This window comes from Neobacillus ginsengisoli (genome assembly GCF_030813055.1).
Window position 1 is genome coordinate 184,148 of record NZ_JAUSTW010000007.1, and the last position, 19,680, is coordinate 203,827.

Below are 19,680 nucleotides of genomic sequence, written 5' to 3' on the forward strand. Positions count from 1 at the left end.
TGCTCGATTATTCGTATGTGTAAAAACCGCGCCCGGTTTTCTTGCCGAGCCAGCCTGCTTTAACATATTTGCGCAGAAGCGGACATGGGCGGTATTTATCATCGCCAAAGCCTTCGTGCAGTGTTTCCATAATATAAAGACATGTATCTAAGCCGATAAAATCAGCTAATGTTAACGGCCCCATCGGGTGATTCATTCCTAGTTTCATCACTTCATCAATGGCTTCCTTCGTGGCCACACCTTCGTACAGGGTGTAAATCGCTTCATTGATCATCGGCATAAGTATACGGTTGGAAACAAAGCCCGGAAAATCGTTCACTTCGACAGGTACCTTGCTCAATGTTTTTGTCATGTCTTCGATCACTTGGTATACTTCATCGGCTGTTGCCAGGCCGCGGATAATTTCCACCAGCTTCATCACCGGCACCGGGTTCATAAAATGCATGCCGATTACTTTTTCGGGACGCTTGGTGCTTGCTGCAATTTCCGTGATTGGCAGGGAAGACGTATTGCTTGCAAGGATTGTTTGAGGCGGTGCGATTTCATCCAACTGTGCAAAAATTTTCGCTTTGATTTCCATATTTTCAACGGCCGCTTCGATCACGAGGTCGACCTCACGGGCATCATTCAAATCAACAGAAAGTGTGATGTTCGTTAGTACCGCCTGTTTTTGCTCCTCGGTCAGCTTCCCTTTCTCTACATTTCGGGAAAGATTTTTATTAATTACCCCTAAGCCGCGTTCAACGAATTCCCCTTTCATGTCATTTAATAACACTTGATAGCCTGCCTGGGCACAAACCTGGGCAATTCCGGAGCCCATTTGTCCTGCACCGATGACCATTACTTTTTCAACTTTCATCTTTTCCCCTCCGCTCATCTATCATGGGGCCAAAACCCCGTTTATTTTTAAGGCTAAGTTAAACTTGCCTGTTGATTTCCGCTCCAGGCACTCGCTTTCCGCGGGCGGTCCGGGAGCCTCCTCGGCGCTTTGCGCCTGTGGGGTCTCCCTTGACCTGCTTATCCCGCTGGAGTCTCGTGCCTTCCGCTCCAATCAACATAGTTAAATAATGTCTAAAAGTACAAAACTATAACCCCTTTTAAAATTACGCTTTCGGAACCTCAATCATCACCGCATCGCCCTGGCCGCCGCCGCTGCAGATCGCTGCAATTCCGATTCCGCCGCCGCGGCGCTTTAATTCATGCATTAACGTAATGATGATGCGGGCACCGCTTGCTCCGATCGGGTGTCCGAGTGCGACCGCACCGCCGTTGACATTGACCTTTTCATAGTCGAGATTGGCAATCTTTGAGCTTGCTAAGGCAACAGCGGCAAACGCTTCGTTAATTTCAAACAAATCGATTTCTTCAAGACTTTTACCTGTCTTCTTCAATAATTCATTAATGACGAGGCCCGGAGTTTGCGGGAAGTCCTTTGCTTCCACGGCAACAGCTGTGTGGCAAATGATGTAAGCTTCAGGTGTTCTTCCTTCACGAACAGCACGCTCTTCGCTCATCAGCACGAGGGCAGCCGCACCGTCATTGACACCTGGGGCATTGCCCGCTGTGATCGTTCCATCATGATTGAATACAGGCGCTAATTTTCCAAGTCTCTCCACCGAAGTGTCCTTACGCGGTGATTCGTCATGCTCTATCACGATTGGCGCCCCTTTTCGCTGCGGTACTTCAACAGGAACGATTTCTTCCGCAAATTTTCCGCTTTCGATTGCAGCAATCACACGGTCGTGGCTTCTGAATGCCCATTGGTCCTGCTCTTCACGGCTGATTTCCATTTCTTTTGCCGTAGAGTTACCGTACGTTCCCATATGGGCGCCGGTAAAGCTGCAGCTTAAACCGTCTTGGATCATTAAGTCCTTTACAGGTGAGTCACCCATCCGTAAGCCCCATCTTGCTTTTGGCAGGATGTACGGCGCATTGCTCATCGATTCCATTCCCCCTGCTACAATGACCTCTTCATCACCGGCACGGATAATTTGGTCACCCAACGTAACACTGCGCATGCCGGAGGCACAGACCTTATTAATTGTTTCGGTTTTTACTTCCCACGGCAGCCCGGCATGTCTTGCAGCTTGGCGTGATGGAATTTGCCCCTGTCCGCCTTGTAAAACAGTGCCCATAAGAACTTCCTGTACGTCCTCTCCCTTTACCTCCGCACGGTTTAACGCTTCTTTAATTGCCATTCCGCCCAATTCTGAAGCACTAAAGTTACTTAAAGTACCGCCAAACTTTCCAAAAGGTGTTCTTACCCCGCTTAAAATAACCGTTCTTCCCATTCAAAACACTCTCCCTTTTCTTAATATTCAGTCACAAAAAAATAAAGGTATTCCATTCTTTTCAAGTCGAGCCGACTGAACGCTCGCTCGAGATTGATTGAAAAATGAACGCGGGCATGAAAGCCCACGTGCAAGAAAAATGTAAGCGTTTTATCTCCACAATCTATTTTACAAAAAAAAGAGCAGAAGTTGAACTGTTTTACACAAAATTCCTAAAATTTTATGAATTCGTGAAAAAGTACTCAACCTCTGCTATTACCATTTTTACGAAACTAATGCTGTTGGTTCCCCGCATACCGCTTTTTCAAGCAATTCTGCTACATCGTAAGTGGAAACCTTTTCTTCCACTTCCTTCGCCTTTGTTCCGTCTGAAAGCATTGTTAAGCAGTATGGACAGCCGGAACTGATCACCGAAGGATTGACGGCAAGTGCCTGCTCGGTCCGCGCCACGTTAATGCGATGTCCTGTTTCTTCCTCCATCCACATCAAGCCGCCGCCTGCACCGCAGCACATCCCTTTTTCGCGGTTTCTTTCCATCTCGACAAGCTTGACGCCCGGGATGGATTTTAGGATTTCCCGCGGTGGGTCGTATACATCATTGTAACGTCCTAAGTAACAGGAATCATGGAAAGTAATGGTTTCGTTGACTGCATGTTTTGGAACGAGTCGCCCTTCCTTCACCAACTGATAAAGAATCTCTGTATGGTGGAATACTTCAGCCTGCAAGCCGAAATCAGGGTATTCATTTTTGAAAATATTATAGGCATGCGGGTCAATCGTAATGATTTTCTTGACCTCAGCCTTTTCAAATTCCTCAATATTTTTGGCAGCAAGATCCTGGAACAGGAACTCATTTCCGAGACGGCGCGGTGTGTCACCTGAGTTCTTTTCTTTGTTACCAAGGATGGCAAATTTCACTCCGGCCTCATTCATTAATTTTGCAAATGAAAGCGCGATTTTCTGGCTGCGGTTATCATAAGAGCCCATTGAACCGACCCAGAAGAGGTATTCGAACTCTTCGCCTGCCTTATTCATTTCTTTTACCGTCGGAATATGAACATCCTCGCGTACCTCACGCCAGTTTTCACGTTCCTTACGGTTTAAGCCCCACGGGTTGCCTTGACGTTCGATGTTTGTCATCGCGCGCTGGGCATCCGCGTCCATCTTTCCTTCCGTTAACACGAGGTAACGGCGGAGATCGATGATTTTGTCGACATGTTCGTTCATAACCGGACATTGATCTTCACAGTTACGGCAGGTTGTACAGGCCCAAATTTCCTCTTCGGTAATGACCTCGCCAATCAAGCTTGGATTGTACGCGAGCGTTGCCGCTGCTTCTTCCGCACCCCGACCGCTTGCAGCTAGGGCAATTTGATTACCTTTTGTATTGGCAAACGCAAATGTCGGCACCCACGGCTGTTTCGAGGTAACGGCAGCACCGTAATTAGTTAAGTGATCACGAAGCTTCACAATTAAGTCCATCGGTGAAAGCATTTTGCCTGTTCCTGTTGCGGGACACATATTGGTACAGCGGCCGCATTCCACGCAGGCATAGAAGTCAATCATTTGCAGCTGGGTAAAATCTTCAATTTTACCGACCCCAAAGGATTCCTGCGACTCATCTTCAAAATCGACTTTTTTCAATTTCCCCGGGTTTTCCAAACGGTTAAAATAAACATTGGCAGGACCTGCAATTAAGTGCGCGTGCTTTGATTGCGGTACATACACTAAAAATGACAGCAAGAATAGTAAGTGCATCCACCAGGCAACGTAGAAAATTGCAATGGATGCTGATTTTCCAATCCCCATGAAAGCGATTGCAATTAACGAGGCAACAGGTTCTGTCCAAGAAGCTTCATCACCGTGCCAGATGATTCCCATTCCATTCCCCAGAAGGACGGATAGCATCAAGCCGCCAATGAACAGCAGCACAAGGCCTGATTTAAAATTCCGCTTTAGACGGACAAGTTTTTCGATATAACGGCGGTAAAACGCCCAGACTACCGCTACCAGGATGACAAGCGTGACAATTTCCTGGAAAAATGTAAACCCTGAATATAATGGCCCAAGCGGAAGATGTGAACCCGGATGGATCCCCTTCCAAATAAAATCAATCGCGCCAAATTGGACAAGAATAAAGCCGTAAAAAAACATGACGTGAATCGCGCCGCTTTTTTTATCTTTTAAAAGTTTCTTTTGTCCAAACACATTGACCCAAATTTTTTGCAGCCGCTCTTTGACATTGTTGTCAAACTCGACCTTTTTACCAAGCTTAATGAATGCAATTCGAGTTTTTACCACATAAACGAACAAACTAATCGCGTAAGCGGTTACAAACAAAAATGCAATGAGGTTTACCCACAAAAGCCCGTTCATTCAAAACGCCCCTTCCCCTTAAGTTCTTGTTCTCCCTTTGTGAAGTTGAAGAAAATTAAATCGTTTTTAAATTTTCTGAACATATACTTATCTCTATTATATGATGAATGAGCATTCAGTCAACTACTTTTTTTCAAAGTTGTGTCAACTCATAGAACGGATTGCTTTTGGCAAACCTAACAGAACGGATAGGAGGAAAAGGTTCACATGAATTTCGCACTCATTTTTTTCGGACTGATACTTCTCATCATTTTATGGTTTTACATAGATTTTACGTTAGGAAGGAGGAAGCATCTTTCCCTTGTCAGAAAAAGTGAAACTCCGATGATCCATGGCAATTTTGATATTTTTCCTCATGGCAAGGAACTGTTCGCCGATTATTTCGGCGAATTGAGAAAAGCCAAAAAACATATTCACGTGTTATTTTACATTGTTAAAACGGATGCTTTCAGCCATGAATTTTTACATATTTTAAAAGAAAAAGCGGCTGAGGGTATTGAAGTCCGGATGCTGCTTGATCGGATCGGTAGCTATCAGATCACAAAGCAAATAGTGTTGTCACTGCAGGAAGCGGGTGTTCGTTTTTCTTTTAGCAATACTCTTAAGTTTCCGTTTCTGTTTTATTCCTCCCAGGTGCGCAATCACCGCAAGATTTCGATCATCGACGGTGAAATCGGCTATCTCGGCGGCTTTAATGTCGGGAAAGAATATATTGACGAAGACCCGAAATTAAGCCCCTGGCGTGATTATCATTTAAAAATCACCGGCGAAAGCGTGACCTTCTTACAAAGTGAGTTTTTGATTGATTGGCGGGAATACGCACAGGAAGATTTACTCGGTTCTTCCTTCTATTTCCCGAAATTGCCGAAGGGGGATGTCCGCCACCAATTCATCCCCACTGAGGCAAATCATCTCGAAGCGTCGTTTATTAACCTGATTCAAAAAGCAACCACTTCCATTACGATCGGCACCCCCTATTTTATTCCGAGCAATCGGCTTTTGCAGGAATTGATTCTGGCTGCCCGGAAAGGTATAAGGATTTCGGTCGTTGTACCTTATACTGCTGATCATATGCTCGTCCAGGAGGCTTCATTCCGCTATTTGCGCAGGCTTTTGAAGGAAGGCATCCAGGTTTTTCAATACAAAAACGGTTTTTACCATGCCAAAACAATTGTAATCGATGACAAAATTTGTGATATCGGAACGGCTAATTTTGATAAAAGAAGTTTATTTTTAAACAAGGAAATTAACTGCCTGATCTACGACCGTGAATTTATCGGCCGATTGACCGACGTTTTACGAAGGGACATTCTCGATTCCAAACCATTGACATTGGCCGATTTAAGTAAGCCTAATTTGTTGAGATCGTTAAAAGAAAGTATTGCCGGTGCTGTTTCTTTTTTTTTATAGACTCTTTTCATTAAGATTCCGGGGGTTTCGCAAATGACGATTGAAGTGAAATAACGGATGCATTTTTTTACGGCGGAATGGTTAAAGTAACAATAGCCAAGGAGGGAATAGGATGGAGAATACACACGAGTTTGTTGAAAAATTTAACGAAGACAAGAAGAAACAGGAACAAAATAAAAAGCAGAATGGCAATGGCCATCCTGAGAAAAAGTTACCTAATGGAAAGCACTCTAGGGGATAGTTTAAAAAGGGTTAGCATCGGACTCAGCGCCGATGCTTTTTTGCAGCCATAAAAAAGGTCTCCGGACTTGGAGACTTTTTTAGACTTCCTCAATTAAGTTTAAAACCGGCACATCCCGTTCATCCTCCGGCTTTGTCCGTGAATAAATCCTTGCCATTTTCGATGCTTCATCGACGTGTTGAATAATCACCGGATTTCCATCATACGTAACATTTATGATTTCCGAGGACTCCGCTATTTCCTTTGCTCTTCCTACATTCATTCGGTCCACTCCTCTTGAATAGTTCTTTTTTAATATTTACCATTTTTATGGTACTATTCAAGTTTTTTCATGTTGAACCGTATGATTTTTTTTAGGAAAAAGGCCCCCTTCCCATTAAAGAAGGAGGCCGCTTATAGTTACATTTTTTCAGGAGCAGAAACGCCAATCAACGCCAGCGCATTCCGCAACGTGATTTGTACCGCCTTGACCATCGCGAGGCGGGCCTTGGTGCGCTCCGGATATTCGCCGTCGAGCACCTTTTCGGCATTATAGAAGCTGTGGAACGTAGACGCCAGTTCAAAGATATAATTAGTGATGCGGTGCGGCACGCGCTTCAATGCTGCTTCACCGACCGCCTGTGGAAACTCACCTAGTTTCTTCAATAAGTCCATTTCTTTTTCCGATTGGATTAACGTAAAATCAGCTTGCGGATCGACTCCGACACCCTGCTCCACACCTTGGCGCAAAATGCTGGAAATCCGTGCGTGCGCATACTGCGCATAATAAACAGGGTTTTCATTAGACTCAGAAACGGCTAAATCCAAATCAAAGTCCATGTGGGTATCCGAGCTGCGCATCGCAAAGAAGTAACGCACCGCATCAAGGCCGACCTCATCGACCAAATCACGCATTGTTACAGCTTTACCGGTCCGCTTGCTCATTTTCATCTTTTCACCGTTTTTATAAAGGTGAACAAGTTGAATGATTTCAACCTCGAGGGCATCTTTATCATAGCCCAATGACTGAATCGCCGCCTTCATCCGCGGAATATAGCCATGATGGTCCGCGCCCCAAATATTGATTAATTTCTCAAAGCCGCGGTCAAGCTTGTCCTTATGGTAGGCAATATCCGGCGTCAAATACGTGTAGGAGCCGTCCTGCTTAATTAACACGCGGTCCTTGTCATCACCGAAATCGGTAGAGCGAAGCCATGTTGCGCCCTCTTCATCGTAAATATAGCCACTCGCGCGTAATGCCTTCAGTGCCTCATCAATTTTGCCATTTTTATAAAGAGACGTTTCCGAGAACCACACATCAAAAGCCACGCGGAAATCCGCAAGGTCCATTTTCAGCTTTTCCATTTCGTACTTCAGGCCGTACTCGCGGAAAAATTCAAATCGTTCCTCTTCGGCAACATTCACATACTTATCGCCAAACTCCTCAGCAAGAGTTTTTCCAATGCCGATAATATCAGCTCCATGGTAGCCATCCTCCGGCATGTCTTTTTCAAGACCAAGCGCCTGGAAATAACGCGCCTCCACAGAAAGAGCGAGATTGTTAATCTGGTTTCCGGCGTCGTTAATATAGTATTCGCGGGAAACATCGTAGCCTGCTTTTGCTAAGATATTGCAAAGCGAATCGCCGACGGCAGCACCGCGGGCATGGCCAAGATGCAGGTCACCCGTTGGATTCGCGGACACGAACTCCACTTGAATTTTTTGCTTGTTGCCCGCATCTGTTTCCCCATACTTTTCCCCTGCTTTAAGGACAGTCGGAATCAGCTCCGTTAAATAGCTATTATCCATGTAAAAATTGATAAACCCGGGACCGGCTAACTCAATTTTTTCAATTGATGCTTTCGAACGATCAAAGTTGTTCACCAAGGCTTCAGCTATCATTCTTGGTGCCTTCTTAGCCACGCGCGCCAGTTGCATCGCCATATTCGTAGAATAGTCGCCATGGGCCTTTTCCTTCGGAGTTTCAAGAATCACATCGGGAATTTGCTCTTCCGTTGCAAGCTCCGCCTTCAAGACAGCCGCTCGAATTTCTTCCTTTATTTTACTTTGGACCTGCTCAACAATATTCATTTTTTATCCTCCTGAAAGGTAATTTCTAAATGGTATGTACCTGCCTGACTTCCCTGCAGCGCAAAATCGTAAAGGATGTCAATTGAACCATCGGAATGTTCAATTTTTTTCGCAGTTGTCGTTGTTTCAAAGCGACCAAACGGCATCTCGTAGCTGCCCTTCATCTTCTTATGCAACCTAAACGGCAATCGCATTTTAACAGCGCCGCTTCGTAAAATCAGCGCCTCATCAGCTGCCGTTTTAACAATCGTGCGGACACTTCCCTCTTCCGTCACTTCCTCATACTGAAGAAAAGCAGCATTATTTTTTTTATAATAACGGCCAAAAACTGTTAACTCAAAACTATCCTGTTGATCAATCGTCGTTTTCACCTTGATTTTCACAGGTATTTCAGGGATCGACAAACATCAGCACTCCCTTATTTTTTTCTATATGGCTCTGTTAAACTTGCCTGTTGATTTCCGCTCCAGGCACTCGCTTTCCGCGGGCAGTCAGGGAGCCTCCTCGGCGCATGACGCGCCTGCGGGGTCTCCCTTGACCTGCTTTTCCCGCAGGAGTCTCGCGCCTTCCGCTCCAATCAACATAGTGAGCTAAATCAAAAATGAGCTTTAACATAGCCTTCTTTATAAAAAGGAACTCCGTAAAGCTCTCCTGAACTGTTAAATGTCCTACAACTTATCTGCGGGCTCTAGAAGACGCTTCATCTATTATAACCATTTAGCTGTAACAATTCAAAAGGTGCCTACCCTAAAGCGGGATAGGCACCAAAAAGAATTTATTTTATCCAGCCGAGAATCATTTCACGGATCAATTTGCTGGCAGTGTTTGCTGTTTGCTCAGAAGAATCGTAAATTGGCGCAACTTCAACAAGGTCGCCGCCGACCACGTTCACACCTGAGCGGGCAATTTCATGAATCGAAGCGAGCAGCTCTCTGGATGTAATTCCGCCGCAATCAACTGTCCCTGTTCCAGGTGCGTGTGCCGGGTCCAATACGTCGATATCAATCGTTACATACACCGGCCGGCCGACCAGATCCGGAAGAATCTCCTTCAATGGCTGATGGACATCAAATTTGGAAATATGCATGCCGACGCTTTTCGCCCACTCAAATTCTTCCTTCATGCCGGAGCGGATTCCAAAAGAATAGACATTTTTTGGCCCGATTAACTCGGCAATTTTGCGAATCGGCGTCGAATGAGACAACGGCTCACCTTCGTATTGCTCGCGCAAATCGGTATGAGCGTCCATATGGATAATCGCAAGGTCAGGGTATTTCTTATAGACAGCTTTCATAACAGGCCATGAAACTAAATGTTCGCCACCCATGCCAAGCGGGAACTTCCCTGCATCAAGCAGCTTCGTAACAAACTCTTCAATTAAATCCAAGCTTTTTTGAGGATTTCCGAATGGAAGCGGAATATCGCCCGCATCAAAATATTTTACATCCTCGAGCTCACGGTCGAGATAGGCGCTATACTCCTCTAGGCCAATCGACACCTCGCGGATACGCGTAGGACCAAAGCGCGAACCCGGACGATAACTAACCGTCCAATCCATCGGCATCCCGTACAAAACCGCCTTACTCTCCTCAAAACTCGGGTGGCTCTTAATAAACACATTCCCCGAATAAGCCTCATCAAAACGCATCAAACTTCCTCCTTTTTCGGTGACACTTTTCGGTGACAGGCACCGTTCGTGGACAAAATGCCTATTTTGTCCGCGTGTAAAGGACAACGATTACTGCATCACTTCACCGCTTTACTCCATATCGGAGACAGGCACCTATTTTTGTCAAGTGTTATTTCACTAAATCGCCAACAAATTTAGGCAGTACGAAGGCTGCTTTGTGGAGTTCTTTTGTGTAGTATTTTGTTTCAATTTCGTGGAAGCGGTCTTCGCTTACTTCCAATGGGTTGTATTTCTTTGAACCGATTGTGAATGCCCATAAGCCGCTTGGGTATGTAGGGATGTTTGCTACATACAGGCTTGTAATCGGGAAAATTTCCCTAACGTCTCTTTGCACGTTGCGGATTAAATCGGCTTTAAACCATGGGTTGTCAGATTGAGCGACAAAGATTCCGTCTTCTTTCAATGCCTTTGAAATACCAGCGTAGAATCCTTTTGTAAATAGGTTTACTGCAGGACCGACCGGTTCTGTTGAGTCAACCATGATGACATCGTACTCGTTTTCGCTGTTTGCGATATGCATGAAGCCGTCGTCAACTTGAACATCAACACGCGGATCATCTAGCATACCTGCAATTTCAGGAAGAAATTTTTTAGAGTACTCAATTACTTTTCCGTCAATATCAACAAGAGTAGCCTTTTTCACACTTGGGTGCTTTAATACTTCACGAATAACGCCTCCGTCGCCGCCGCCGACAACAAGGACGTTTTCAGGGTTTGGATGCGTAAATAACGGCACGTGTGCCACCATTTCGTGGTAAACAAATTCATCTCTTACGGATGTCATCACCATGTCGTCAAGTAAAAGCATGTTGCCCCACTCTTCTGTTTCGATCATATCAAGCTTTTGAAATTCCGTTTGCTCTGTATGTAAAGTCTTATTTACTTTCATTGTGATCCCAAAATTTTGGGTTTGCTTTTCTGTGAACCAAATTCCCATGTTCATCTTCCTTCCATCTTTATCTCATTTTTATTCCAAACTAAAAATGGGGAATGTCCCCACAATGCATCCTTGCATATGAAATTCGTTTCATTTCATTTTTATACTACCCAAACTATTGAATTACAAACATGAGAAAAAGTCTAGAGAAATCTAGCAAAATTACAAGAATTTTTTCATTTCGCTAAGGAAAATGTTTAAAACAGTTCCATTTTTTTCATACTAGTACTATAAACTTTTTTAGAATTTGAAAAAAACAAAGGGGTGATATTAGTGGAAATCATGACTGATCAAGGGTTTCGAAAAACAATAAAATATTTGCGTGCGTTAATTATCATCAGTTTGATAGGCATGATTTGTATGCTGATTCTCTTCTTTGGCGTTCTTGCCTATGCCAAACTATTAGGTGCGCCGCCGCTCGCAGTGCCGCAATCGACGTTATTTTTTTCTGATAATGGAACGTTGATCGGCGAAAGTAATAGCGGTCAAAAACGCTACTGGGTGCCATTAGATGAAATTTCACCCAGCTTGGTGGATGCGACGATTTCAATTGAGGATAAAAATTTTTACGATCATAACGGCTTTGATTATAAACGAATTGCCGGTGCAATGATCGCGGATATTCGGGCCTTTGGAAAGGTGCAAGGCGCCAGTACGATTACACAGCAATACGCGCGGAACCTGTTCCTTGAACATGATAAAACATGGAAACGGAAACTTTCAGAGGCGTTTTATACGATCCGTCTCGAAATGAATTATTCCAAAAAGGACATCCTTGAGGGCTACCTTAACACGATTTATTACGGAAACGGAGCCTATGGTGTGCAAGCAGCCAGTCGCTATTATTTCGGCAAGGATGCATCTAAATTAACCCTTTCCGAAGCCTCTATGCTTGCCGGGATCCCAAAGGGTCCGGGGATATACTCTCCGCTTGCGTCGATGAAAAACGCCAAGGCCCGCCAGTCGATTATTTTGCAAAGTATGGTGAAAAACGGCTTCATTCAGGAAGACACCGCAAGAACAGCAGCCCAAAAGGCCCTTTCGATTGTGGGCGTTCATTCCAATCAAGAAGTGAAAGTGGCCCCTTATTTCCAGGATGCTGTAAAAAATGCATTGAAAAATCAATTGCATTTAGATGACCGCACGATTGCTCTCGGCGGCTTAAAAGTTTTTACAACACTTAATATCAAACAGCAGAAAGCTGCTGAAGAACAAGTGAAGAAATATGTGTCCGGCACATCAGAAATCGAGACTGCACTCGTCGCCATGGACCCCAAGAATGGCTATGTAAAAGCCATGATCGGCGGCAGGGATTATGCAAAAAGCCCTTTCAACCGCGCCGTTCAGGCAATCAGACAGCCCGGTTCTACCATTAAACCAATTTTGTACTATGCAGCACTCGGGGAGGGCTTTACACCCTCCACGACCATGAGGAGTGAGTTTACGACCTTCCATTTTGATGATGGAACTCCTGACTATACGCCGCATAATTTTAACAATAAGTATGCAGACGGTGAAATCACGCTGGCACAAGCGCTTGCAGTATCTGATAATATTTTTGCCGTAAAAACACACTTGTATTTAGGCGAAGAAAGCTTAATTGATACGGCGAAAAAATTTGGGATTTCAACGAAGATGGCAAAGGTTCCATCCCTTGCACTCGGCACTTCAGGTGTTCGCGTGATTGATATGGCCGGCGCCTACAGCCTGTTTGATAACGGCGGAAAAAAAGTTAATCCAACCTTAATTACAAGAGTCGAAGATTACAATGGAAATGTGATATATGAAAATGAAAAAACAGATGAACAGGTTTTGGATCCCGCAAAAGCCTATGTGATGACACAAATGATGACAGGGATTTTCGATCCGAAGCTAAACGGCTATGCAACTGTTACGGGTAGTACAGTGGCAAAGGACATTACGCGTCCCTATGCAGGAAAATCGGGCTCCACGGAAACGGACAGCTGGATGATAGGCTTTTCACCGCAGCTCGTTACTGCCGTTTGGGCAGGCTACGATGTTGGAAAACCGATTGATATGCCGGCTGAAAAAACCTATGCTAAAAACATTTGGGCCAATTTTATGGAGGAAGCCTTAAAGGATAAGCCGGTTAAAGCGTTCAAGGCGCCAAAAGAAGGAGTTGTCGGCGTTTATGTGGATCCAACTAACGGAAAGCTGGCTACGGCCGACTGTCCCGTTCGCCGGTTTACCTATTTTGTTGCCGGGACAGAACCGACGGAATATTGCACCGACCATCTAATGCATTCCGACTTCCACCCATCCAAACAAAAGGCGGGCACGAAAGTACCTTGGTACAAGCGGATCTTCAAATGGGGTAACTAGATTGCGGTAACGCTAAGGCGGGGCGGCCCTTATCGAAGGGGAAGCCCGCGGACAAATTGAAAAGCTCCGGATATTCATCCGGAGCTTTTCGTGTCCTAGTTTTACGTGTATTCACACTATTTAACTTTACCCATTTTCACCAAAATTTACAATAGAATACTAGCGTAATTTTAAAAATGAGCATACAAAATTGTTATTCTGCCGATAAGCCTTTTTTCAATTCTTCAGATGAATTGTTCCATAGGACTTCATTGTGAGCGCGCAAAAAATCAGCTAAGACTTTTTTCGATTTCTCATCCATATGGTCGACGATAATATGGCGTTTTATCGATTTATCCATACGGTTCACGTGCTCGGGAAGTGATTTGTAGCCGCGGCGGATTTCGCGGTCAACGGTCATTTCACACGCCGTCACCCCTGCATAATACGGACCCCGCTCATCTCGGTCAACCGTCACCCAGACAAGCCAATACGGTTTACCGTTCGGCACATCCTCTTTCACTGCAAGAAATTTAATCCCTTTCTCAACCGCACTTCTGGCGTGCATGGCGCCAACATCGATCTCCGCCTCGCCGGCTTCCACGTCAATAATAACAGGTGAAACATTATCTAGACTCAGTGCACCCTTCCCATAGCCTTTATGCCCATCGGTGGGGTCGCTTTTTATTATATTAAAACCTACTTTTTTCTTTTTTTCTTCCATAAGAAAATCAGTAACCTCCTTGATCTGCCCTTTGTCACATGAAACCAGCCATCAACAAATTAGTTTCCTAGTAAAACAATTGAGAAAAGAAATTATTTAATCCCCCTGCAAGCCACGGAACCACAAAATTGAAAATTGGCTGAATTGTATAGTTACCAAGCGGTGTTATCACTAAAACTAAAAAGATTAACGCCCCGTAAGATTCATACTGTGTCATTTTTGCCCGAAGCTTGTTCGAAGCTAAATCTTCAATTACTCGGTATCCGTCCAACGGTGGAAATGGCAGGACGTTAAAAATAAACAAGACAATATTTAATTGAATAAACAAGTTAAGAAATTCCTGAAAGTTACCTGTCAGCTCCATTCCTGCTTTTCTCATTCCATACCAAATGATAAACCCAAGTGAAGCCAAAATCAGGTTGCTTAGCGGACCGGCAATGGAAACAAGAATGCCGGCAAGGCGCGGCTTTTTAAAAAAATGTCTGTTTACCGGCACAGGACGGGCCCAACCAAATCCCGCGATAAAAATTAACAACGTCCCAATTGGGTCTAGATGCTGGAGCGGATTTAGCGTCAGACGCCCTTGCTTTTTGGCAGTCGGATCACCGAACTTATAAGCCACATAGGCATGGGCAAATTCGTGACACGTAAATGCCACCATTAACGTGATCGCCACATAGGGAATTTCCTGCAAAGGATATGCTAGAAATTGGTTCAATACGCGTATCTCCTTCCTTAACGAGCGACAAGCTACACCGCTTTTTTCTTTATTTTCAACGTTACTAACTTACTGCAAAACAGTGAAATCTTTCCTTTAAGTATACATGAAACCGCCTGTGAAGTGAAAACGTTAACTGTATGATCCGTTCTTGCACTTTTTTCTATTTTGTGAAAAACTACAGACAGTTACATAAAAAGGAGGAAATAGGATGCCATATGTTACAGTGAAAATGCTTGAAGGACGTTCTGATGAACAGAAAAAATCGTTGGTTGAAAAGGTGACTGACGCTGTCAGCGAAACAACGGGTGCTCCGAAGGCCAATATCACGGTATTTATCGAAGAAATGTCCAAAAACCATTACGCGGTGGGCGGAGTTAGAGCTAGTGATAAATAAACTAAAAAGCTAAGCCCCTTATTGTCCAGCTCCAGCGCCTAGCCCCTCTTTGGTCTAAGCCAATCCCTTACAGAAGGCAAAAAACGCCTTCCTTCAGGGCTTGTCTTATGCTAGTCGGGGCTGATCAAGGCGCTTCCGCTTTTCTTACTGGAGCTTAGCTTTTTCCTTTAACGCTTCAATATACCGATAGGCATCATCAATTTCCGCCTCTGTATAGCGCTGGCTGCTTTTTAACGTAAACACCTTGTTCGCCACTTCATCCTTCGCAAGATTATCAAAATATAAAATCGTGGAAACCAGCTCCAGAAATCTAGCATTTTGGCTGTTCATGTCCTCCAGGCAATCTTGTAAAAACGGCATTTCGATCTCGTTTAAACTCAAAAACTCTTTTCCGGGCTCGGTCAGCGTGTAGCGATATTGGAAATATCCACCCTTTTTCTCCTTCACTTCATTCAAAAACCCCATATTACAAAGCTCCTCCACCCGTAAGGTTAATTCCTCGGAATAAGGGCCGTAAAAATGAAACTGGAACCTCTCTTGGAAAGGAAAAGCAACTTTTTTGGCAATATATATCATCTTTTGCAGCTTTTTTCTCCCGATAATTTCACCGGAAACCAAAATAGCCTGCATCAGCTTCGCATGATCATTCAACAATGTTCGTCATCTCCTACTCCATCTAAACAGATCTCTCATTCAATTCCAAAAGAGCACGAATTTGCTTCTTCACATTCTTTTTCGAAGAATCATCCTCAAGAAAATCGGCCGGATAATACAGCTTATGGTCGGTTCTCCTTTTCCCCGAAATCGCATCAACAATCTCCGACTCGCGGGAAAGCTCCTTTAACTCTCCATTTTTCATTAGCAAATGAATCGGCAGCCGCTCCTCCTCCTCACCTGGACGGTAAAAATCGTACGGCAAATCCGAAGATGAATCGACAACTAAATAGTATTCAGGGTCTATTCCTGCTTTTTTAAAAAGGGACGTCAGTTCGGCAAGCTTTTTGTATTCTTTCGCAGGATCAAATTCGGCATACTTGAACAGATTCCGATTCACAAAACGCCGGCAAAGGTCGCTTAAAATCGGGTCTTTCTCTTCCTGCCAAATTTGAAAATAATATAAAATAACAGACTCATCTAATTTTAAATAGTCTTCTAATGTCACTTGTTCCGTAAAAAACGAGTAAAAGTGAAACGGCTCGTGTTTAAATGCATATTTTTGCTCATATAAATGCTTGGCCCGGTGGAGGATTTTTGTCAAAATAACCTCGGCACCGCGGGATACAGGATGGAAATAGACCTGCCAGTACATTTGGTAGCGGCTCATGATATAATCCTCAACCGCATGCATTCCGCTCTTTTTAATCACAACCTGATCTTCAAGCGGCCGCATCACACGTAAAATTCTTTCCATATCAAATTGTCCGTAGCTGACACCTGTAAAATAGGCATCCCGTTGCAAATAATCCATCCGGTCGGCATCGATTTGACTTGAAATTAAACTAATGACGAGCTTTTTTTCAGAGGTTTTCGCGATGACTTCGGCTACTTTTTCAGGAAAATCAGGACTCACCTTTGATAGTATTCCGTTCACTTCGGTATTTCCTAAAATAATCGCCCGTGTGAAATCCTCATGGTCAAAGCCGAACACTTTTTCAAAGGAATGGGAGAAAGGACCGTGTCCTAAATCGTGGAGAAGAGCCGCACATAGGGTCAAGAGGCGTTCATTGTTGTTCCATTCCGGTCTGCCGGCAAACACATCGTCGACGATGCGGCGGACGATCTCATAAACTCCGAGAGAATGGTTGAATCGGCTGTGTTCTGCTCCGTGAAAGGTCAAAAAGGTCGTTCCCAGCTGTTTGATCCGACGCAAACGCTGAAACTCTTTCGTCCCTATTAAATCCCAGATGACCCGATCACGAACGTGGACGTAGCGGTGTACGGGGTCTTTAAAAACTTTTTCTTCACTCAGTTTTTCCGCCGAATATGCCATTGGTTACCCTACCCTCTATCTCTTTTACTAATTTCTATTATATCCCAAAAATCACTCATTTTTCAGCAAAATTCTGCAGGAGTTTTCGACATTTGGTTTGCAAAAAAAGAAAATCACCTAAGTACTTTATCTAAGGTGACTACTTTATCTTTTTATTAATTTTCTCCATTAATTCCTCTTCGGTTAATGCAGCTATTGGACGATTATTAACAAATGCAAAGGTCTTTTTCCGGCCGGGGCCGCAATAGGATTGGCAGCCAACTTTGACTTCAGCATCGGGATCAAGCTCTTTTAAGCGAGGGATTAATGTCTTCAAATTTACGGCCTGACAATCATCACAAACGCGAAATTCATTGGACATTTCTTACAACCCTTTCTACGGTCAATCTATTTACTATTCACTATTTTATCCATGTATTTTACGATTTAACTCCTTAGGTATTTTACATTTTCTTATCTTTGAATGCAAGGTGCAAACTGCATTAGTAAACTCTTTAAAAAAATCTACTATCCTTGCAGACATTTTGGTATAAAGCTTGCAAAACTTGTCCATCATAAGACTAGAACTTTTAAAATCTCGCCGGAATTCCAGCTGGCACAGTTAATCGTAAATATTTTAAGGGAGTTGATAATATGAAAGTTCGTCAAGATGCATGGACAGATGAGAACGATCTACTTTTGGCAGAGACAGTCCTACGTCATGTAAGAGAAGGCAGTACGCAGCTAAATGCTTTCGAGGAGGTTGGGGACAAGCTTAACCGGACTTCTGCAGCCTGTGGCTTCAGATGGAATGCAGTAGTGCGCCACCGCTATGAAAAAGCGTTACAATTATCGAAAAAACAACGGAAACAACGACAAAGAATTTTAGGAAAAGATCAAGGCGGAAAGAAAAAATTACTTTACAATCCACCTGCCACCGGCACTGAAGAAATGGAAGTAGTCCCAATGCAAATTGAAATGCCTTTAGAGACAGTCGAAATGTCCGATATGACCACAGAAGCGGCAGTGGAAACGTATGTAAAACCTATTGTGCAAAGTTATAGATCATCAACCGCAGGGCCGGGGCTTTCACTTGATAGCGTGATTGATTATTTGCAAAACTTCAATCATTCCAATCTGCAAAATGAAGCACTAAAAAGTGAGAATGAAAGATTGAAAAGAGAAATTGCCGAATTACGAAAGCAAAATGAAGAAATGACGGCAAAAATTGAGGGACTTGAGCAAAACTCCGAAACCATTCAGGAGGATTACGAGACCTTAATGAAAATCATGAACCGTGCCCGTAAGCTTGTTTTATTCGAAGAAGAAGAACGTCCCGCTACAAAATTCAAAATGGACCGTAACGGAAACCTGGAAAAAGTAGCTGAATAAGAAAAGCGTAAGCGACCGTTTAGCGCACGACAGTACTGGAGCACTTCGACTGAGATAAAGGAAACACGGAGAGCGTTAGCTTTTTCGTGTTGACTTACCGTAGGGAGAAGAGCGAAGTACACTAGTCGCTGGGCTGCTTGCGCTAGACAATTCTCAAAGTTTAATAAATGTCAATATGTTTGAGAGAAAAGCATTGGGAGAAGAGAAAAGCGCAGCATCTCGTTAAAAAAAACCGTAAATCCACCCGGATTTACGGTTTTTTACATTTCTTTAATTTTTTCATTCCGATCAACAACCCGCTGATAATAACCGGGAAATAATTCAAGCTCATATTCATTTAACTGCCCCGCATAGAGGAAATCGCTGCTCATTTTTAGCTGATTTAAAAGGCGCAGCATTACGTCTGCGATCGTCAGGTCTTCACCGAGCAGTTCTGAAAGGGAGGCCATTACCTCAGGGACAATTTCGGGAAAGCTGAATTTTGTTTGTTCACTGTTTTTGGCAATCTCGTAAAATTGTTTTACCAGATCGGCCCGAGCACTGCCGCTGCCATTAACGCAAAGATAAATCTGGACGGCGACACCATTTTTCAACCGGCGCTGCGAGATACCGGCAAATTTTTTACCGTTAATACTTAAGTCGTAGCTACCCGGACAATAAGAACCGATAATTTCACGTGCTTCAATCTGTTTATTGAAGCCTGAAAACATATTTTGGATTAACAGCCACATTGTATCATAGCCTCGGTTTATATCAATTCCCTTTTCCGTTTCCGGCAAAATCAAGGAAATATTCAGCACGCCTTCATCGAGGACGACCGCTAAACCACCCGAATTCCTAACAATAGACTGATAGCCCTGTTCTGCAAGAAATTGAATCCCGTCATGTAAGAATGGCAGTTTTGTATCTTGGATTCCCAGAACCACAGTGTTATGATGAACCCATGTTCGCGCTGTGGCCGGTGCTTTTCCTGCCCCAACCGAGGCACATAAGGTATCATCTGTGCCAAACGACTGTAACGCTTGAAAATGTATGCCCACCGCAGACTGATCGAGAATCCGCCACTCTGGCTGACGCAGTAAACCTTCCATGATTTTTGCTCCTTAGCGATTTTTTAAGCTTATTTTATCAAAATGATGTCAA

The 19,680-nt window shown here is 43.9% G+C and carries 20 protein-coding genes; 5 read left to right on the plus strand and 15 right to left on the minus strand.

Features of this window, described 5'->3' with window-relative positions; genetic code table 11:
* Nucleotides 1-7: 7 nt before the first annotated feature.
* The 3 genes from J2S10_RS20225 to J2S10_RS20235 form a co-directional block, all read right to left on the minus strand.
* Nucleotides 8-859: a 3-hydroxybutyryl-CoA dehydrogenase gene (locus tag J2S10_RS20225; protein WP_307411860.1), complete on the minus strand. Its 852-nt coding sequence runs from the start codon at nucleotides 857-859 to the stop codon at nucleotides 8-10.
* A 244-nt stretch (nucleotides 860-1,103) separates the two neighbouring features.
* The gene (locus tag J2S10_RS20230) at nucleotides 1,104-2,291 is read right to left on the minus strand and encodes an acetyl-CoA C-acetyltransferase (RefSeq protein ID WP_307411484.1); all 1,188 of its coding nucleotides are present in this window, start codon (nucleotides 2,289-2,291) and stop codon (nucleotides 1,104-1,106) included.
* A gap of 264 nt (nucleotides 2,292-2,555) precedes the next feature.
* A complete protein-coding gene (locus J2S10_RS20235) occupies nucleotides 2,556-4,667 on the minus strand; it encodes a (Fe-S)-binding protein (protein WP_307411488.1) in 2,112 nt (703 codons plus the stop codon).
* Between the two features lie 207 nt (nucleotides 4,668-4,874).
* Between J2S10_RS20235 and cls the strand changes: the two genes are divergently transcribed.
* Both cls and J2S10_RS20245 read left to right on the plus strand, forming a co-directional pair.
* Nucleotides 4,875-6,077 (plus strand): cardiolipin synthase, encoded by a 1,203-nt coding sequence (gene cls / locus J2S10_RS20240; protein WP_307411491.1) that lies wholly within the window; start codon nucleotides 4,875-4,877, stop codon nucleotides 6,075-6,077.
* Nucleotides 6,078-6,189: 112 nt separating this feature from the next.
* Complete coding sequence (locus tag J2S10_RS20245) at nucleotides 6,190-6,318, plus strand: DUF4023 family protein (protein ID WP_307411494.1); 129 nt, start codon at nucleotides 6,190-6,192, stop codon at nucleotides 6,316-6,318.
* A gap of 79 nt (nucleotides 6,319-6,397) precedes the next feature.
* Here the strand turns inward: J2S10_RS20245 and J2S10_RS20250 are convergent, their stop codons facing one another.
* The 6 genes from J2S10_RS20250 to speE all read right to left on the minus strand — a co-directional run bounded on the left by J2S10_RS20250 (nucleotide 6,398) and on the right by speE (nucleotide 11,015).
* Complete coding sequence (locus tag J2S10_RS20250) at nucleotides 6,398-6,580, minus strand: H-type small acid-soluble spore protein (protein WP_307411497.1); 183 nt, start codon at nucleotides 6,578-6,580, stop codon at nucleotides 6,398-6,400.
* A gap of 137 nt (nucleotides 6,581-6,717) precedes the next feature.
* A complete protein-coding gene (argS, locus tag J2S10_RS20255) occupies nucleotides 6,718-8,388 on the minus strand; it encodes an arginine--tRNA ligase (RefSeq protein ID WP_307411501.1) in 1,671 nt (556 codons plus the stop codon).
* Nucleotides 8,385-8,792 carry a YwiB family protein gene (locus J2S10_RS20260; protein ID WP_307411504.1) on the minus strand — a complete coding sequence of 136 codons (408 nt, stop codon included), beginning with the start codon at nucleotides 8,790-8,792 and terminating at the stop codon, nucleotides 8,385-8,387. The genes argS and J2S10_RS20260 overlap by 4 nt, the downstream gene beginning before the upstream one ends.
* 37 nt (nucleotides 8,793-8,829) lie before the next feature.
* Nucleotides 8,830-9,003 carry a hypothetical protein gene (locus J2S10_RS20265; RefSeq protein ID WP_307411507.1) on the minus strand — a complete coding sequence of 58 codons (174 nt, stop codon included), beginning with the start codon at nucleotides 9,001-9,003 and terminating at the stop codon, nucleotides 8,830-8,832.
* 160 nt (nucleotides 9,004-9,163) lie between these two features.
* Nucleotides 9,164-10,036, minus strand: a complete 873-nt coding sequence (gene speB, locus J2S10_RS20270) for an agmatinase (protein WP_307411863.1) — start codon at nucleotides 10,034-10,036, stop codon at nucleotides 9,164-9,166.
* Nucleotides 10,037-10,187: 151 nt separating this feature from the next.
* Nucleotides 10,188-11,015 carry a spermidine synthase gene (speE, locus tag J2S10_RS20275; RefSeq protein ID WP_307411509.1) on the minus strand — a complete coding sequence of 276 codons (828 nt, stop codon included), beginning with the start codon at nucleotides 11,013-11,015 and terminating at the stop codon, nucleotides 10,188-10,190.
* 273 nt (nucleotides 11,016-11,288) lie between these two features.
* On the opposite strand from speE, the gene J2S10_RS20280 reads away from it, so the two are divergent.
* Entirely contained in the window at nucleotides 11,289-13,358 is a 2,070-nt protein-coding gene (locus tag J2S10_RS20280) for a transglycosylase domain-containing protein (protein ID WP_307411512.1), read from the plus strand.
* Between the two features lie 193 nt (nucleotides 13,359-13,551).
* On the opposite strand, the gene J2S10_RS20285 is transcribed toward J2S10_RS20280, so the two are convergent.
* Together J2S10_RS20285 and J2S10_RS20290 are read right to left on the minus strand one after the other, a co-directional pair.
* Complete coding sequence (locus J2S10_RS20285) at nucleotides 13,552-14,061, minus strand: YwhD family protein (RefSeq protein WP_307411515.1); 510 nt, start codon at nucleotides 14,059-14,061, stop codon at nucleotides 13,552-13,554.
* Between the two features lie 67 nt (nucleotides 14,062-14,128).
* A complete protein-coding gene (locus J2S10_RS20290; RefSeq protein WP_307411518.1) occupies nucleotides 14,129-14,779 on the minus strand; it encodes a site-2 protease family protein in 651 nt (216 codons plus the stop codon).
* Between the two features lie 211 nt (nucleotides 14,780-14,990).
* Between J2S10_RS20290 and J2S10_RS20295 the strand changes: the two genes are divergently transcribed.
* Nucleotides 14,991-15,176 carry a 2-hydroxymuconate tautomerase gene (locus J2S10_RS20295; protein WP_307411521.1) on the plus strand — a complete coding sequence of 62 codons (186 nt, stop codon included), beginning with the start codon at nucleotides 14,991-14,993 and terminating at the stop codon, nucleotides 15,174-15,176.
* Between the two features lie 144 nt (nucleotides 15,177-15,320).
* On the opposite strand, the gene J2S10_RS20300 is transcribed toward J2S10_RS20295, so the two are convergent.
* The 3 genes from J2S10_RS20300 to J2S10_RS20310 form a co-directional block, all read right to left on the minus strand.
* On the minus strand, nucleotides 15,321-15,830 hold the full coding sequence (locus J2S10_RS20300; RefSeq protein ID WP_307411524.1) for a YwgA family protein: 510 nt from the start codon (nucleotides 15,828-15,830) through the stop codon (nucleotides 15,321-15,323).
* 22 nt (nucleotides 15,831-15,852) lie between these two features.
* Nucleotides 15,853-17,166 (minus strand): HD domain-containing protein, encoded by a 1,314-nt coding sequence (locus J2S10_RS20305; RefSeq protein WP_307411528.1) that lies wholly within the window; start codon nucleotides 17,164-17,166, stop codon nucleotides 15,853-15,855.
* Between the two features lie 139 nt (nucleotides 17,167-17,305).
* On the minus strand, nucleotides 17,306-17,527 hold the full coding sequence (locus J2S10_RS20310) for a YuzB family protein (protein WP_307411530.1): 222 nt from the start codon (nucleotides 17,525-17,527) through the stop codon (nucleotides 17,306-17,308).
* Between the two features lie 272 nt (nucleotides 17,528-17,799).
* On the opposite strand from J2S10_RS20310, the gene J2S10_RS20315 reads away from it, so the two are divergent.
* The gene (locus tag J2S10_RS20315; protein ID WP_307411534.1) at nucleotides 17,800-18,537 is read left to right on the plus strand and encodes an RsfA family transcriptional regulator; all 738 of its coding nucleotides are present in this window, start codon (nucleotides 17,800-17,802) and stop codon (nucleotides 18,535-18,537) included.
* Nucleotides 18,538-18,797: 260 nt separating this feature from the next.
* Here J2S10_RS20315 and J2S10_RS20320 read toward each other — a convergent pair whose 3' ends face one another.
* Nucleotides 18,798-19,628, minus strand: a complete 831-nt coding sequence (locus tag J2S10_RS20320) for a lipoate--protein ligase family protein (RefSeq protein WP_307411537.1) — start codon at nucleotides 19,626-19,628, stop codon at nucleotides 18,798-18,800.
* Nucleotides 19,629-19,680 lie beyond the last annotated feature (52 nt).